Here is a 16,016-nt window from a genome sequence, read left to right as displayed (position 1 = left end):
ATGTTGGAAATTGTTAGTATTAATTTAGATAATGAACTGGATTTGCCCATTACGCACAAAAAAGCGGCGGCCATAACCAAGTATATCGGATTAACGCTTTCAACGCAAACAACTTTTGCTACGGCCGTTTCAGAAGCCTGCCGGGCAGTTTTGGAAAAAACCCTGAGCAGTGTGCTGTCTTTTCGGCTTAAACGCGAGGACGGTAGGTGGTTTCTATCTGCCCGCATTACAACCGATGGTCACTTTACCGAAAACAGTGAAGAGCTAAAATATGCCAGGCGTTTGATACCTGTGCTTGAGGTGTCCAAAAATCATGGCGCCACTATCATCCTGCTCAGATTAGGTATACCGCGTTCGGTAAAAGTAAGTGGCGACATGGCATCCCGCCTGGCCGAACATATGCGCACCTCTGTCGCCGAATCGCCATACGAGGAGGTTAAGCAGCGTAACCAGGAATTATTCAGTCTGGCCGAGCAAAAAGAAGAGCAGCTAAAAATGGCCGCCTTGCTTAACGAAAAAAAATCTGAGTTCCTCTCTATTGCTTCGCACGAGTTGCGCTCGCCGTTAACCATCATTAAGGCTTATGCACAAATGGGTAAAAGCTTCGAAAGCAAAGACCCCGCAAAAATGGCCATGTATCTTGATAAGATTAACCAGCAGGCTACCAAAGTAAATACCCTTATCCAGCAACTGCTGGATGTATCCAAGATTGAAAATAACAAGCTGGAGTACCAAATGGAAAGGGTAGATCTGAACACGTTTATTGCCGAAGTATTGGGTGATATACGAATTGCAAACCCCTCGCATGTTATTGAAGTAAAACCAATGGTTGGCAACGGTTTTGTGAGTATTGACAAGCTGCGGTTAGAACAGGCCTTGGTAAACCTAATTGGTAACGCAATCAAATACTCCGCAAAAGGTAAACTTATAACTGTTTCTGTAAACTTACAGCTAAACGACCAGGTGGTCATTAGCGTAAAAGATGAAGGTATTGGTCTTTCTGAAGAGAACCTTGCCCGTGTTTTCGAAAAGTTCTTCAGGGCAGAAGATATCTCTCAAAAAGTATCGGGCTTGGGGATGGGCTTGTACATCACTACTCACATCATCAAAGGGCATAAGGGCAACATCTGGGCCGAAAGTAAGGAAAACGAAGGTTCTACCTTTTCCTTCTCATTGCCTTTGGTTGCTTAGTTTGCCATAAAACATAATTGCTTTACAGCTATAGTTTTGCTGTCATTTATTCGTTTGCTTCGGCTAGTCAATAACTTTTAGAGCGGCTGGTTGTGGAAGTGATTGGTTGATTAAATCATGTTAACCATCGCGATATTTTCGTCAAGTTAAGCTAACTTTTTGCTGCTACAACCAGTATAACAAATCGGTATGTGTTTAAATTGCGTAGTTGGTTATTTTTAAATATTACACTTTTTATGCCTCATAAAGAATACGGGCGGTTGCAGGCTGTTAGGCGTTTTCTCGAACTCGAAATCAGCAAAGAAAAAGAATTACAGGACATTGTAGAACTGGCTGCCAAAATTTGCGGCACGCCCACTGCCCTGCTTACCTTGATAGACAAGGATACGCAGTTCATCAAGTTTAAGCACGCCTTTGCGTTTGATACCACACCCCGGGGCGATGCCTTTTGTAACCATGTTATTGAGCAATCAGAGGTTATGACAGTTCCGGATGCTTTGCTTGATCATCGTTTTCTTAATAACCCGTTGGTATTGGGCAATCCTAATATCCGCTTTTATGCAGGAGCACCCCTTACTACCAAAGACGGATACAACCTGGGCAGTTTATGCGTAATTGACCAGCAGCCCGGCACTTTAACAGAAATGCAGGAACTCATGTTGCAGGCGCTTTCAAAACAAGCCATCCAGTTAATGGAACTTGATAACAGTATGCAGTTACTTAAGCAACAATATCAGGAAGCGAAACGTACCGAGATTGAACTTAGATCTTTTTTTGAAAGCTCTATAGATTGTCATTTACTTTTAGGAAGAGAGTTTGAAATTTTGGCCTTTAATAAGGCTTGGGAAAGTTATACACAAGCAGCTTATGGATTGCCCTTAGAAAGAGGTAAATCTATGTCGGGCTTTCTTCATCCGGATAATCTGGTAACCTTTTACCAGGACTATAGCAAAGCGCTCAAGGGTACGGCCGTTTTTGTACAACGAAGAGTTAAGAATGGCAATGATTACGATTGGCGCATAGCCAAATTTGAACCTGCATTTGATGCCGAAGGTGTGATTATAGGTGTAACCGTTAATTCGACCGATATAACCAAAAAAATAGAGCACGAAGAGACGGTGTTAGCACAAAACGAATCACTCAAACAAATAGCCTTTATACAATCGCATGAGTTACGCCGGCCGGTTGCATCTATTATGGGCTTAATGAATATATTAAAGATTGATGGCCATACGGAAAGTATTGAGGAACTGCAATTGATGCAGGAAGCCGTAGCCGAACTGGACGAAAAAATAAGATTAGTGGTCAATTATACCAACGTACATTAAAATTCAAATGGCTGGTAGTGGTTAGCTGCTTAAAATAATTTTAGCTGCTGCTGCACCGAGGGCTTGGCTTTGCCAAACACCGTGCGGCCGCCGTACCGCCAAGATTCATTTCTTTCCTTTTCAATCACTTTTTCAAAATCGGCATTGGGCGTAAAGCCCTGTTCGGCTTGCCGGGCTATCTGGCTTAGCTTTTTTATGGCTTCGGCCTTATCACTACTGCCCAGCTTAGATTGCTGTATGGAAGTGTGTAAAACACCTAAGGTTTCGTCATACACTTTTACAGGTACCGGAAAAGGGTGACCATCCTTACCCCCATGTGCAAACGAGAACCGGGCAGGGTCAGTAAACCGCGATGGCGCGCCGTGAATCACCTCGCTTACCAAAGCCAATGATTGCAATGTACGCGGGCCTAAGCCTTGCAATAGTAGTAATTCCTCAAAATCGGCAGGTTGCTTTTCGTGCGCCAGCCATAACAATGCGCCCAGTCGTTTCAAATCCACATCCTTTGCCCTAACGTCATGGTGTGATGGCATAACCAGTTGACTGATCTCTTTCAGCATATGTTCGGGGCGCTCACCGGCCATGCTCATAATAGCGTTGCGCGAGCCTTGGGCGCGGGCATCGGCCATATTGAGGATTCGGCCGGTATTAGGGCCGCATATGCCCGTATGCGGGTCACTTACAAATGATTGCAGATTTTCAGAATGCCAGTGATAGCGGCGGGCAACGCGTGTTTGGGTATTCATGCCCTGTTGTATCACTGTCCATTGCCCAGCACTGTTCACAACAAAGTTATGGGTGTATAACTGAAAGCCATCCTGTACGGCGGTATTATCTACCTTGGCGCTCAACTTGCTGCAACGCACTAGGTAATTGCCATCAAGCCCTGTAGTTTCGCTCAGTTTCATTAACTCGTTAGGGGTTTGAGTTGAGTGCTTGCCCTTGCCGCCGCATATATAAATACCCAGTTCTTTAGCATGCGGATTAACAGCCCGCTTCAAAGCGCCCATAACCGACGTTGTAATACCCGATGAGTGCCAGTCCATTCCCATAACCGCACCCAGGCTCTGAAACCAGAATGGGTCGCTAAGTTTGGAGAGTACCGCAGTATTGCCATACTCCATCACCATGGTTTCAACCACTGCGAGGCCAAGCTTGGCCATACGTTCGGCCAGCCATGGTGGTACAAAGCCATAGTGTAAAGGTAAATCGGCCTTGCCCGAGCGTTTCATACTAACAAAGTTAGCTAATTGTAATGGGTTGTACTTGTTTTTTTACCATTGGTTTAATATTTAATGAAACAGGACAATGCAGATTCAAGAAAAAGGTTACGAACTGAGAAGTGTGGAGTTTATTCAAGCGTAAGGTTTTATGTCGATATATAAATCGTGGCATAGAAATAGCACATTATCAGTTAATCAATTAATTGAAGTAAAATGGGCTCACTAATATCCTCTCAGCTTAACCTGCAAAAAGTAAAAGACGGCTTTAAAGACGTTCTGGCCGACCTTTCTAAGGGTGGCTTTCAGAAAATTTATAGCCAAATAGATCAGCTGAGCATTAAAAAGGGTGTAGACCAATTAGGGCTTGACAAATTTATTAATCAATGCGCGTTGCTGGCAGCCGGATCGGGCGCTTTAACGGGTGCAGGTGGTATAGCTACCATGCTTATTGGTGTACCATTAGATTTTATTAACCTCATTACACAACAATTCAGAGTAACGCTGGCGGTGTCTTATTATAAAACAGGCAGCTATCAATTAAACTTCAACGATTTCTTTAGAATTGTGGCGTCATCGCTTAAGGTAGATGCTGGTATGACCGTTAGCAAGAACGTAATGGAGGAGGTCGCTCAGAAACTGTTGCTTGTATTTGGAGGCAAGGCAGCCCGGCGACTGGTGCCCGTAGTAGGCGCTGTTATAGGCGGCTCGGCTAATTATATGTTCATCAAACGCATGGCGGCTACCGTAAAAAAAACACAGTTAGCCGGCTTAAAGAGATAACATATACCGTTAAGGTTATGAAGTATTTTGCAGGCATAGTACCACCACTGCACATTTACCGCAAGCTCTTAGAAATACAACAGCAGTTTGGCGGTAACCGGCTCGAACCGCATATAACCCTGCGACCGCCGGTTAGTCCATTAGATGCCGAAGCCTGGGTAAATATAGTAACTGAAACCGCCAGTAATTTTCAACCCTTTGACATCAAACTGCCGTGTACGGGCTATTTTGGTAAACGAGTACTATTTGTGAGCGTAAACTCAACCCGCCTTGGCTTGTTACATGATCTGCTTATTCCAGCCCTTAAACCTTTTGAGACGCCTGAAGTAAACAAAGGTCCTGAAGGTTTTCACCCACATCTTACCCTGGGCAGAGCATGGTGCGGCTTTACGCCTGAAAATTTTATTCAAATGCAACAACTGGCTGACGCCTATTTATCTGCCAGTCCGGTTTCTTTCGAAGCAACCCACGTTCGCATTTATCACAAACCCGATCATCATGGCAGATACCAACCCTACAAGGATGTATCCCTTGGTAAATAAGCTGGCTATTTACTAACCGGCATCTTCATCAGCAAGGTTCCTTTAATTACGGTACTTACGCTCTTCAAGTCCTTTATATCATGCAAAGGATTCTTGTCTAAAATTAGTATATCAGCGCTTTTGCCGAAGTCAATGCTGCCGGTTTGGGCCAACAGCTTCATGAATTTTGCCGGCACAACGGTTGCCGTCTGTATAGCTTGTAAAGGAGTCAGGCCCGCATCTGTATACAACTGTAATTCGTTGGCAATGGTGCCTTCATTGTCTGTTCCGGCTACAATCGGTAGGCCGTAGTCATTAAAAAATTTTACCAGTCGTTTGTATGACGGCAGCTTGGGGTCGTTTGTGAGCGCATAAACGCTGAGTGTAGGGTCTAATACTACGCCACGCAACTTCATTTTATCTAGCAGGTCTCTATTGTCGGCTATTGTAAAGGTGCTGTTCTTCCATTTTAAAGCATTCATAAAGTAATGAATGTGACTAATGCTTTTCATGCCCGCTTCCACGCAACGTGTTGCGGTAGTGCCAACCGGAACATGCCCTACCACATCCATATTATACCCGTGGGCCTCCTGTACAATCTTAGCTAAGTTGCCGGGCTTAATGGAGCTGTAAACTTTAATTTGATCAAACCCGGCATCATAGTACTGCTTAACGGCATCTTTTATTTCCTTATCGCCACTAGCCAGCATACTGCCTAATGTAGCAGCGCTGCGGCCGTCAATTAGCCCGGCGTTATGAACAGTTGGTGCAGGTAGCATACTGCTGGTTGCGGCCGCTTTTAGCCGGGTTATAAAATCAAACTCATTGCCTAGATCGCGTACAGTTGTAACGCCAGACAGTAGTTCTCTCTTCAAATAATCAGGATGAAACAAGTGTGCATGCATATTCCATAGACCGGGAAGCAGAAACCTGCCTGAAGCATTTATGACCTTTATGTCTTTGGTGATGCGCGACGCATCCATTTTGCCTATGTAGGCTATCCTGCTGTCTTCTATGAGAACTAAGGTGTTGTACATAATGTGCCCATCGTTAAGCACATCAATTACATTGCCACCGGTTATGGCCATGCGCCTGTAGGTTTTGCCGAGCGTTTGGTTATGGACCGCATAAGCGTTAATAAGGTACTGGTTCGACTTTTGGTTGAAAGCTTTAAATAAAGATATATAGCTGTTGTCGATCACTTCACGCTTGTCACCCTCGGTATCGCAAGTTGCCAAAAAAACAGCATGCCCCTCATTGTCAGTCCACAGTATTTCGTTTACTGAATTAACTCCTTCTATAGCAATAACAATAAGCTCTTTATTTGGAATTAGTGCCTGCTCCGTACCCAGAACGTTCAGCTTAATGCCTGCTTTATTAAAGGCCGATTGTAAAAGAGGTGGTTTTGAAGCCTTTATCCAAGAGGCTACCAGCAGCTCTTTAAGTTTTATAGAGCCATTGTTGCTGATAGCGAAGCCGCCGGCTGATGACACCATCGTATCAATACTTTCGGTCTTAAAGCGCGATGTTTGTCCGGCTGATGAGTACTTTATTTGGCTATTGCTGAGCGTTAACGAGGCACGTAATTTGAGTGGTGTGCCCCGGTCGTTGGTTTCAATAGTTATATCATACAACTGCTCGCCCGCCACCGACCGAGTAGTACACCGCTCTTCTCCAATCTTCCTTTCGAGTTTGTAAACCGAATACGTTGCTACATTTTGCCCATAGGCAGAAAAATAAACAGCCAGCAAGGCAAAGGTAAAGAGAGAACGGAGTGTGTAAGTTTTTATAGCCAAAAGCATAATAAAATAGAGAGTTATAAAGAAAGCAAAAATGCGCCGGTGGTTCAAATCGCTTTCCTATATTATTGTAGCAGGGCTGTTATCCCTCAAACATTAGGCAATATCTAACCAACTACATTTTGCAAATAAGCAAGGGCTTTAGGGCTATGCAAGGCCTCGGTCGATTCCATTGTCATTTGTGCGGCTTCTGCAGCTCTAGCACGCATTTGCTTTTCATAAGTTGCAATGGCCGAGTGAAGGTTAGGGCAATCATTATCGGTAAGGTGCTGGCTCAATTCCAGTGCATCAAGCATAGCCATGTTTACACCTTCGCCGGCGTATGGCGGCATTAGGTGTGCAGCATCACCCAGCATGGTTAAGTTTGGTTGAGCCTCCCAAGTTTGATCTAAAGGCATACAATACTGCGGGCGGGGCACAAACGGAGCATCTGCGTTTTTGTACAGCTCCAGCCATATTGGGTCCCATCCCGCAAACTCTTGTTTAAACCAAGCCAGTACCTGTGCTTTATCTGCAAAGTTTATCCCGCATTCTTTGCTCCAGTCTTCGCTGGTTTTACAGCCGGTATAAAACACAAGGCTGCCATCGCCTTTCGAGCTTATAATTAACGATTTTTCATTACCCAGTGCAAAAATCTTACCGCCGTTCAATAGCTTATGTATTTTAGGGCTTGCTGTTTCACTGTTGTGCACAGCGCCTTCTAATACTGTAATGCCTGAATAAAAAGGCTTTATGGGTGTTATATAAGAACGAATTTTAGAGTTTGCCCCATCAGCAGCAATCACCATATGAGCAATAGCCGACTGACCGTTTTGGAAGTACAGTCTCCATAAATGACCCTGTGGCGTAAGTGATACTAATTTGCTGTCCCAAACAACTGTACCTGGTTGTAACGAGTCTAACAACAAATTTTGCAGCGGACCACGATCAATTTCTGGTCTGAATGTTTCATCGCTTTCAAAAGTATGATCGTCTGAAATGATGTTTGCGTTCTGGTCCATAATGCGCAACCGGTCTGCTCCGGGCCGGTAGTTGGCCATAAAGGTTTCTATCAGCCCTGCGTCACGTAGAGCTTTCAAGCCTGATTCTTCATGTAGATCCAGCGTGGCACCTTGTGGCCTGGCGTTTCTGTCGGTATCTCTTTCATACACTACTGCATTTGCACCCTTTATTTGTAAAAGCCGGGCCAGTGTGAGGCCTCCTGGGCCACCGCCCACAATAGCTATAGTTTTGTTTTTGATATTGTTCATGTTGTTATTTTAATACCAGTATTCCGGCTGTAACAGAGTCGCAGCAGGCTACAATCAATTCTTCAGTAATTATTTGTTCAGGTCTTTCCCGGTAGTCAAAATACTCGCTTACCAGGTCAATAACAGGGGAGAAGAGCATGGCGCGGAGTACATCATACGGAAAAGCCTTAATTGCACCTTCCGCCACATGCCGTACCAGGAACTGATGGATGGGCGCAAAGAACTGTCCTTCGCGAATGTTAGCCTTTTGAAAAGCTTTATTAAGCAACGGAGATGATTTTCCGTATTGTATAAGCGCAAATTGTGGCCTGGCACCAGTCAAATACCGGAAGGTATTTAACCAGATTAATTTAAGACCTTCGTCAAAATTTAAATCTGGACTAAAATCTGTCAGTACCGCTCGTTCATAAGCACCTAAAACTTCCTCAATAAACAGTTTAATAAGTAAGTCTTCCTTGTTCTCGTATTTGATGTAGATGGTACGCGGCGAAATTCCAGCAGCTTTAGCCAGCCTTTGCATACTTAGGTTTTCCAGTCCTTCCTCTGCTATTATGTGCAATGCCATTGTGCGTATAGCCTGCTCTTTGTCTAAATTTTTTGGTCTCATGTATATATTAATCGCTTTAACGGCACAAATATAAGTAAATGTTTATTTACTTATATAAAAGTTATTTGTTTTATGAACGTTACTGACAAAACGATGTCATGAACAGCGTGCGTGATGTTGTCTGCAACTTTTGATTTTCGAAGGGTGTTTCGCCCGTTTCACTGCAACGGCCAACAATAGGCCTGTCATGGCAGGATAAGGTTGTAAGATTTGGTCAGTCTGAAATTGAACATCCGAATACTGAAATCAAAAAAATCCTATCTTTGGCTGATTAGTCTATATAATGAAGATTTCGTACAACTGGCTTAAAGAGTTTATTAACACTGATAAGTCGCCTGAAGATATATCACAGATACTAACCGGTATAGGGCTGGAAGTGGAAAGCCTCGAAAAGGTGCAGGCCATTCCGGGCGGCCTGGAAGGTTTGGTAATTGGCTACGTAAAGGATGCTCAACAGCACCCAAATGCAGATCGCCTTCGCGTAACCAAGGTCGATGTTGGCGGTACTGAGGATCTGCAGATTGTCTGTGGCGCACCTAATGTTGCTGCTGGTCAAAAGGTGGTAGTAGCTGTAGTTGGCTCAACCGTGCATCCAACTGCGGGGGAGCCGTTTAAGATTAACAAATCTAAAATCAGAGGCGAGGTGTCCGAAGGGATGATCTGTGCCGAGGACGAGATAGGTTTGGGCGATGATCATGGTGGCATTATGGTACTTGATGCCGATGCTCCGGTAGGCTCAGCCGCCAAAGCATATTTTAAACTGAACGATGATTACCTTTTCGAGATTGGCCTTACCCCAAACCGGGCTGATGCTGCCTCGCATCTGGGTACTGCCCGCGATATTGCCGCCTTCCTGAAAATTGGCATTAACAAGCCCGATGTATCTGCCTTTAGAGTAGATAACCAGGATAGAACCATTCCGGTTACTATTGAGGCAGAGGCGGCTTGTCCGCGTTATGCCAGTGTAACTATAACCGGCGTTAAGGTGCAAGATTCGCCGCAGTGGTTAAAAGAACGTTTGGCCGTTATAGGAGTACGCAGTATTAACAATATTGTTGATGTAACCAACTATGTACTTCATGAACTGGGACAGCCCCTACATGCTTTTGATGCTGATGCTATAACCGGCAACCAGGTTTTAGTAAAAACGTATGCAGAAGGTACCACCTTTGTTACGCTTGATGATGTTGAACGCAAGTTATCAGCCGATGATTTAATGATTGGGAATGCCGAAGAGCCTATGTGTATTGCAGGTGTATTCGGTGGCGCCGGCTCAGGTGTTAAAGAAAGTACGACTGCGATATTTTTGGAGAGCGCATACTTTAATCCGGTATCGGTACGTAAAACGTCTAAGCGCCATGGTTTAAAAACTGATGCTTCGTTCCGCTTTGAGCGTGGTGTTGATCCTAACATTACAGTGTTTGCTTTAAAACGTGCCGCTTTACTAATACAGCAAGTAGCAGGCGGTGTTATTTCATCTGAGATTTCGGATATTTATCCAGCACCGGTTGAGCCATTTGCCGTTGAAGTGACTTATAAAAACATCGACAGGTTGATTGGAAAGGCTATTGGTCAGGATACAATTAAATCCATCATCCAGGCTTTAGATATTACTATGGTTAATGAAACAGCGGAAGGCTTGTCGCTGCAGGTGCCGCCGTACCGTGTTGATGTAACCCGCGACGTGGATGTGATAGAGGAGATACTGCGTATTTACGGTTATAATAACATCGAAATACCTACGCAGATTCGCGCATCTTTAAACAACTCGCAAAGGCCAGAGAAAGATACTGTACAAAATGCCATCTCTGAATTGCTGACGGCCAATGGTTTTAACGAGATACTATCAAATTCTTTAACCAGCTCCTCTTATTCAGACAACCTGGATAATGCCGTTAAACTATTAAACCCGCTAAGCAGTGATTTGGATATTATGCGTCAAACGCTGTTGTATTCGGGTTTGGAAGCTGTTGCTTACAACCAAAATCGTCGTCAGGTCGATCTAAGGTTTTACGAGTTTGGCAAAACATACTTCTTTGAAGGCGGCAAGTATGTCGAAAACCAGCGTATGGCTGTTTTCATTACCGGCGCTATACAACAGGAGCAATGGAATCAAAAAACTGGTACCGTTTCTTTCTATCACTTAAAAGCTATTGTAGATGGCTTGTTGGGCAGGCTTAATATTGCAGATTATACCGTTGAAGAAATACAAGACCAGGAGTTTGCTTACGGCCTTCAATATAATTTCCGTGGTGGCAAAACACTGGTTAAACTTGGGGCCGTGCTGCCTGCCGCATTGAAAAAGACCGGCGTTGAAAGAGATGTGTTTTATGCCGATTTCGATTTTGACGCCATATTAGCGCTGGTTAAAAAGAATAAGATCATCAATAAAGAAATATCTAAATTCCCTTCTGTTCGTCGGGACTTGTCTATGCTGGTAGATACTGCCGTTACTTTTGGTCAGTTGAAACAAATAGCTCAAAAGACAGAGCGTAAGTTACTGACCGAAGTGAGTGTTTTTGATGTTTATCAAGGTGATAAGCTTCCGGTTGGTAAAAAATCGTATGCATTGAGCTTTACCCTGCAGGATGAAGAGAAAACGCTTACTGAGAAAACCATTGATGCCATTATGCAGAAATTGATTTACAATTTTGGGAAAGAAGTAGGGGCAGAGATTAGAAAATAGATATCAGTGTATAAGTTATTAAGTATCTTAGTCGCTTCAAGCGGCACAATTTTAAATAATATAGTAGCTTAATAACTGAATAACTAAAACAAATAATGCCTTCAGTAACTGATCAGTTAAGTATAGTAGTTGAAAAAACAGAGCGCCTGATTGCGCTTTGTCAGGCTTTGCAGGAAGAAAACGATTTACTGAAGTTGGAAAATCAGTCGTTAGGTACGGCATTAAATGTAAGTCAGAATAAGAATAAAGACCTGGAGGAAAAGCTTCGTGTATTGAAACTGGCAAAATCATTTTCAGACACAAATGAAAAAAGCCTTGACATCAAGCAAAAAATTAACGAATTTGTGCGGGAAATTGATAAGTGTATCGTGTTGCTAAAAAAGTAACACTGTAAAGTGAACAAGCTCAAATGGGAGAGATCTCCATAAAAATAAACATTGCCGACCGTGTTTACCCTTTAAAGGTAGAGATGGAAGAAGAGGAATTAATACGCCGTGCAGCCAAGTTAATTAACGATCGCATAAAAGAATATCAGGATAATTATGCGGTTAAAGATAAACAGGATTTGCTTTCAATGAGTGTGTTACATTATGCAACTGCGGCATTGAAGGCAGAGCGTAAGGTAACGGTAGAAGATACGACGGTAGCTGAAAAGGCTTACCAATTGGATCATATGCTAACGGAATTCTTTAACAAGCAATAAAGTTCTTTATAACGACATAGAGCAAATTGAATTTAACCGCAGTTAAATTTTAAGTTTCACTGGCAAGCATAAGCTCTGCTATAACTGTTTTGTACGGTATTTACTGTTAACGGTTATAGTAATGGCTTAATTACATGATACTTAAATTTTATTGCGGTTTTTTTATATATAACTAAATTATGAACATACTAGAAATAATCATCGGCCTGCTGGTCGGAGCCATAATAGGCTTCGCTATTGGGCGTTACCTGCTCAACAAGCTATTCAAGGAGCGGGACATAGCAGCACAAAACAAGGCTAAGAAGATACTGAAAGACGCCGAAAATAATGCTGAGATACTCAAAAAGAATAAACAACTCGAAGCTAAAGAGAGGTTCTTACAACTTAAAGCTGAGCACGAGCAGGAAGTAAACGCTAAGAATAATGCAATCAATCAGCGCGAGAATTCCCTTAAACAAAAAGAGCAGTCGTTAAATCAAAAGATCGAGAATGCCAGCCGTAAGGAAAACGAGCTGGATAATACTCGCAAAAATCTGGAAAAGCAAACGGATGTTTTGCACAAAAAGCAGGAGGAAGTTGAGCACCTGAAACAACAGCATGTACAGCAGTTGGAAACCATTGCAGGCTTAACTGCCGAGGAAGCAAAGAACCAATTAGTGGATACCCTGCGCGAAGAGGCCCGTACTAAAGCCATGATGCAAATAAAAGACATTGTGGATGAGGCTAAGCTTACGGCAACTAAAGAAGCAAAGAAAGTAGTAATACAAACCATACAACGTACCGCCACCGAATCAGCTATCGAAAACACGGTATCAATCTTCAATATTGAGAATGACGAAATTAAAGGCCGTATAATTGGTCGTGAAGGTCGTAACATCCGCGCACTGGAAGCAGCAACTGGTATTGAGATTATTGTAGATGATACTCCTGAGGCTATCATATTGTCGGGATTTGACCCAGTTCGCAGGGAGATTGCCCGTTTAGCTATGCACCGTTTGGTAACTGATGGCCGCATACATCCTGCCCGTATTGAAGAGGTGGTTGCCAAAACACGCAAGCAAATCGAAGAAGAAATTGTAGAGATAGGTGAGCGTACAGTGATCGACCTTGGTATTCACGGCCTGCACCCCGAGTTAATCAGAATGGTTGGTCGTATGCGTTACCGTTCATCCTATGGTCAAAACTTACTTCAGCACTCGCGTGAGGTAGCTAATTTCTGTGCTACCATGGCTGCAGAGTTAGGTTTAAACGTAAAGCTGGCTAAACGTGCAGGCTTACTTCATGATATAGGTAAGGTGCCTGATGATAATCCGGAGCTACCACACGCCATTTTAGGCATGCAGCTGGCCGAGAAGTATAAAGAACATCCTGAAGTTTGCAATGCTATTGGCGCTCACCATGATGAGGTGGAGATGACTTCTATGATTTCGCCCATTATTCAGGCTTGTGATGCTATTTCTGGCGCTCGCCCTGGTGCACGCCGGGAGGTCGTTGAAAGCTATATTAAGCGTTTAAAGGAACTTGAAGAACTGGCTTTATCATACCCTGGTGTTGAAAAGACATTTGCTATACAGGCCGGCCGTGAACTACGTGTGGTAGTTGAGAGTGAAAAAATAAGTGATGCACAATCAGAGGTTTTAGCCGCTGATATATCCAACCGCATACAAACAGAAATGACCTATCCGGGTCAAATTAAAGTAACCGTTATCCGTGAAACACGTTCGGTTGCTTTTGCTAAATAATCTTTTTTAGTAAACTAATATTAAGCGATAAGGATTTCCTTATCGCTTTTTTTAATCCCTAAAACCATGAATCCCAAAATAGGGCAGCGTACTATTGATCGTTATGTGGAAGAATATGATTTAATAGATAAGCGTACACCATATCGCGTAGCATTATATGTGTCTATAGTACTCACTTTGTTCGGTTTGGTAGCTTTTATTTGGGCGTTGCCTTTTCCGCATCTCGCATTTTTAGGTAAGTATAATGGATACCTTAATTGGGCGTCTTTTTTAATCGCCGGACTGATTTATTACCTCTTACGCTTGTCTCCTGTGATATCTTATGTGATGTTATTTGTGATGTTTGCTTTTTCTTACATTATCATACAAATTGAAGGTTGGCAGAAAAGCGGCGGACCTCAGTTATGGCTTATAAGTGCGGTTGCGCTAATAATGGGTTTGACGATACAGTTGCTCTTTTATAGTGAAACGGAGCTTAGCAAGAGGATGAAATTGCTCGTTAAAGCACCCTTATGGATGCTGACCGCCATTATGAAGCGCTTTAAACTGAATTATTAATTGTTATAGTGATATTTAAAAAATTTCTCGGTTTTTACACAATTTCATCAACAAACCAATATATTATTTGATAAAAAGATAAATATTTATTTGCATGTCAAATTGCTATTGAGTAGTTTTGTTACTCAATCTATTCTGTAAGTTAAATTCAGATAGAATATTATACATGCTCGATACACTTATAACATCAAAGACTCGCCTAAAATTGCTGCTTAAGTTTTTCTTAAATGGTAATAATAAATCCTACCTCCGGGGTTTAGAAAGCGAATTTGGTGAATCGAGCAACGCCATTCGTATAGAGCTAAACCGGTTCGAAGAAGCTGGTCTTTTGGTGTCTGCCACCGAGGGAAATAAAAAGATTTACCAGGCTAATAAGAATAATTCCATATATAACGATATCCATAACTTACTGATGAAGTTTGTGGGTATAGATGAAATCATTGAAAAAGTTTTACGCCGTGTTGGCGATCTTCAATCGGCTTATATAATAGGCGATTTTGCACGCGGAATTGATAGCCAGCAAATAGACTTGTTGCTGGTGGGTAGTAAACTGAATGAAAAATATATTCTAAGCTTAATTAACAAAGTTGAAGGACTTGTTAAGCGGCATATTAACCTAAGTACATTGGTTCCGGAGCAACTTCCGGAATTTCTGACCAGTACGAACAGCTTGCTTATTTGGAGCGGGGGAAGTAGTAAGGATTCAAACTGAATACATATAAATTACTTGAATAATAAATAAACATGAGTACTGTAACTACTGAAACCAACGAGTGGGATATAGAGCTTAAACCGCAGGATAGCGTGTTTAATCTTCATCTTAAGGATGTTTGGAATTATCGGGATTTATTATGGTTATTAGTTCGGCGCGACTTTGTGTCATTCTATAAGCAAACCATCTTTGGTCCACTTTGGTTCTTTATTCAGCCCATCTTTACTACCATAACCTTCACTTTCATCTTTGGTAAGTTAGCCGGTATAAGTACCAGTGGTGCGCCCGCGCCTCTATTTTATATGTCGGGTACTATCGCCTGGAACTATTTTTCTGACTGTTTGAATAAAACATCTACTGTATTTAGAGATAACGCGAGCGTTTTTGGTAAAGTGTATTTTCCTCGTTTAATTATGCCGCTGAGTATAGTTTTTTCAAACTTGGTGAAGTTTTCTGTACAGTTGGTGCTATTCTTACTATTATTAGTTTACTACATTTTTCAAGAGAACAGCACCATTCAGCCAAACTGGTATATAATGTTATTTCCAGTTGTTATACTGCTTATGGCTATGATCGGCTTGGGTTTAGGTTTAATAATAACCGCTATGACAACTAAGTACCGTGATTTAGTTTTCTTAATAACATTTGGTGTGCAATTGTTAATGTATGCTACTCCAGTTATTTATCCACTGGCAGCAGCTCCGGCCAAATACCGTGATATTATTGCTCTAAACCCGTTAAGTGGTTTAATTGAGACAGTGCGATATGGCTTCTTAGGTACAGGACATTTCTATGTCGGCGCTTTTGCCTATAGTATAGCCTTTGCTATAGTGATATTTTTTCTGGGCCTAGTAGTGTTTAACAGGGTAGAGAAGAATTTTGTGGATACGGTTTAATTAAATTTTTAGACAATTAG

Annotated in this window: 15 protein-coding genes; 11 read left to right on the top strand and 4 right to left on the bottom strand. The window is 42.5% G+C overall.

The window, feature by feature from the left end:
* Both ABDD94_RS18640 and ABDD94_RS18635 read left to right on the top strand, forming a co-directional pair.
* Positions 1–1,191, top strand: a complete 1,191-nt coding sequence (locus ABDD94_RS18640; RefSeq protein ID WP_345953502.1) for a HAMP domain-containing sensor histidine kinase — start codon at positions 1–3, stop codon at positions 1,189–1,191.
* A gap of 236 nt (positions 1,192–1,427) precedes the next feature.
* Positions 1,428–2,519, top strand: a complete 1,092-nt coding sequence (locus tag ABDD94_RS18635; protein WP_345953501.1) for a GAF domain-containing protein — start codon at positions 1,428–1,430, stop codon at positions 2,517–2,519.
* A 29-nt stretch (positions 2,520–2,548) separates the two neighbouring features.
* On the opposite strand, the gene ABDD94_RS18630 is transcribed toward ABDD94_RS18635, so the two are convergent.
* Positions 2,549–3,751, bottom strand: a complete 1,203-nt coding sequence (locus ABDD94_RS18630) for a DUF763 domain-containing protein (protein WP_345953500.1) — start codon at positions 3,749–3,751, stop codon at positions 2,549–2,551.
* A 204-nt stretch (positions 3,752–3,955) separates the two neighbouring features.
* Here ABDD94_RS18630 and ABDD94_RS18625 point away from each other — a divergent pair, with 204 nt between their 5' ends.
* Positions 3,956–4,522 (top strand): hypothetical protein, encoded by a 567-nt coding sequence (locus ABDD94_RS18625; protein ID WP_345950590.1) that lies wholly within the window; start codon positions 3,956–3,958, stop codon positions 4,520–4,522.
* A 17-nt stretch (positions 4,523–4,539) separates the two neighbouring features.
* The gene (locus tag ABDD94_RS18620) at positions 4,540–5,064 is read left to right on the top strand and encodes a 2'-5' RNA ligase family protein (RefSeq protein ID WP_345953499.1); all 525 of its coding nucleotides are present in this window, start codon (positions 4,540–4,542) and stop codon (positions 5,062–5,064) included.
* Positions 5,065–5,069: 5 nt separating this feature from the next.
* Here ABDD94_RS18620 and ABDD94_RS18615 read toward each other — a convergent pair whose 3' ends face one another.
* The 3 genes from ABDD94_RS18615 to ABDD94_RS18605 all read right to left on the bottom strand — a co-directional run bounded on the left by ABDD94_RS18615 (position 5,070) and on the right by ABDD94_RS18605 (position 8,699).
* The gene (locus tag ABDD94_RS18615) at positions 5,070–6,845 is read right to left on the bottom strand and encodes an amidohydrolase family protein (protein WP_345953498.1); all 1,776 of its coding nucleotides are present in this window, start codon (positions 6,843–6,845) and stop codon (positions 5,070–5,072) included.
* Positions 6,846–6,949: 104 nt separating this feature from the next.
* Positions 6,950–8,092 (bottom strand): NAD(P)/FAD-dependent oxidoreductase, encoded by a 1,143-nt coding sequence (locus tag ABDD94_RS18610; RefSeq protein ID WP_345953497.1) that lies wholly within the window; start codon positions 8,090–8,092, stop codon positions 6,950–6,952.
* 4 nt (positions 8,093–8,096) lie between these two features.
* On the bottom strand, positions 8,097–8,699 hold the full coding sequence (locus ABDD94_RS18605; RefSeq protein WP_345953496.1) for a TetR/AcrR family transcriptional regulator: 603 nt from the start codon (positions 8,697–8,699) through the stop codon (positions 8,097–8,099).
* Positions 8,700–8,982: 283 nt separating this feature from the next.
* Here ABDD94_RS18605 and pheT point away from each other — a divergent pair, with 283 nt between their 5' ends.
* From pheT to ABDD94_RS18570, 7 genes are all read left to right on the top strand, one after another.
* A complete protein-coding gene (gene pheT / locus ABDD94_RS18600) occupies positions 8,983–11,385 on the top strand; it encodes a phenylalanine--tRNA ligase subunit beta (protein WP_345953495.1) in 2,403 nt (800 codons plus the stop codon).
* A gap of 95 nt (positions 11,386–11,480) precedes the next feature.
* Positions 11,481–11,771 (top strand): hypothetical protein, encoded by a 291-nt coding sequence (locus ABDD94_RS18595; protein ID WP_345953494.1) that lies wholly within the window; start codon positions 11,481–11,483, stop codon positions 11,769–11,771.
* A 23-nt stretch (positions 11,772–11,794) separates the two neighbouring features.
* Positions 11,795–12,088 carry a cell division protein ZapA gene (locus ABDD94_RS18590; protein ID WP_345950597.1) on the top strand — a complete coding sequence of 98 codons (294 nt, stop codon included), beginning with the start codon at positions 11,795–11,797 and terminating at the stop codon, positions 12,086–12,088.
* 179 nt (positions 12,089–12,267) lie between these two features.
* Complete coding sequence (gene rny, locus ABDD94_RS18585; protein WP_345953493.1) at positions 12,268–13,830, top strand: ribonuclease Y; 1,563 nt, start codon at positions 12,268–12,270, stop codon at positions 13,828–13,830.
* 66 nt (positions 13,831–13,896) lie between these two features.
* Positions 13,897–14,388 carry a hypothetical protein gene (locus ABDD94_RS18580; protein ID WP_345953492.1) on the top strand — a complete coding sequence of 164 codons (492 nt, stop codon included), beginning with the start codon at positions 13,897–13,899 and terminating at the stop codon, positions 14,386–14,388.
* Positions 14,389–14,554: 166 nt separating this feature from the next.
* Complete coding sequence (locus tag ABDD94_RS18575) at positions 14,555–15,100, top strand: ArsR family transcriptional regulator (protein WP_345953491.1); 546 nt, start codon at positions 14,555–14,557, stop codon at positions 15,098–15,100.
* A 32-nt stretch (positions 15,101–15,132) separates the two neighbouring features.
* Positions 15,133–15,996, top strand: coding sequence for an ABC transporter permease (locus ABDD94_RS18570; protein WP_345950601.1), 864 nt, complete (start codon positions 15,133–15,135; stop codon positions 15,994–15,996).
* Positions 15,997–16,016: the final 20 nt, after the last annotated feature.

The sequence above is a fragment of the Mucilaginibacter sp. PAMB04168 genome (genome assembly GCF_039634365.2).
Lineage (GTDB): Bacteria > Bacteroidota > Bacteroidia > Sphingobacteriales > Sphingobacteriaceae > Mucilaginibacter.
Note: the sequence above shows the minus strand (reverse complement) of the source record. Positions and strands in the feature narration are given on the sequence as shown.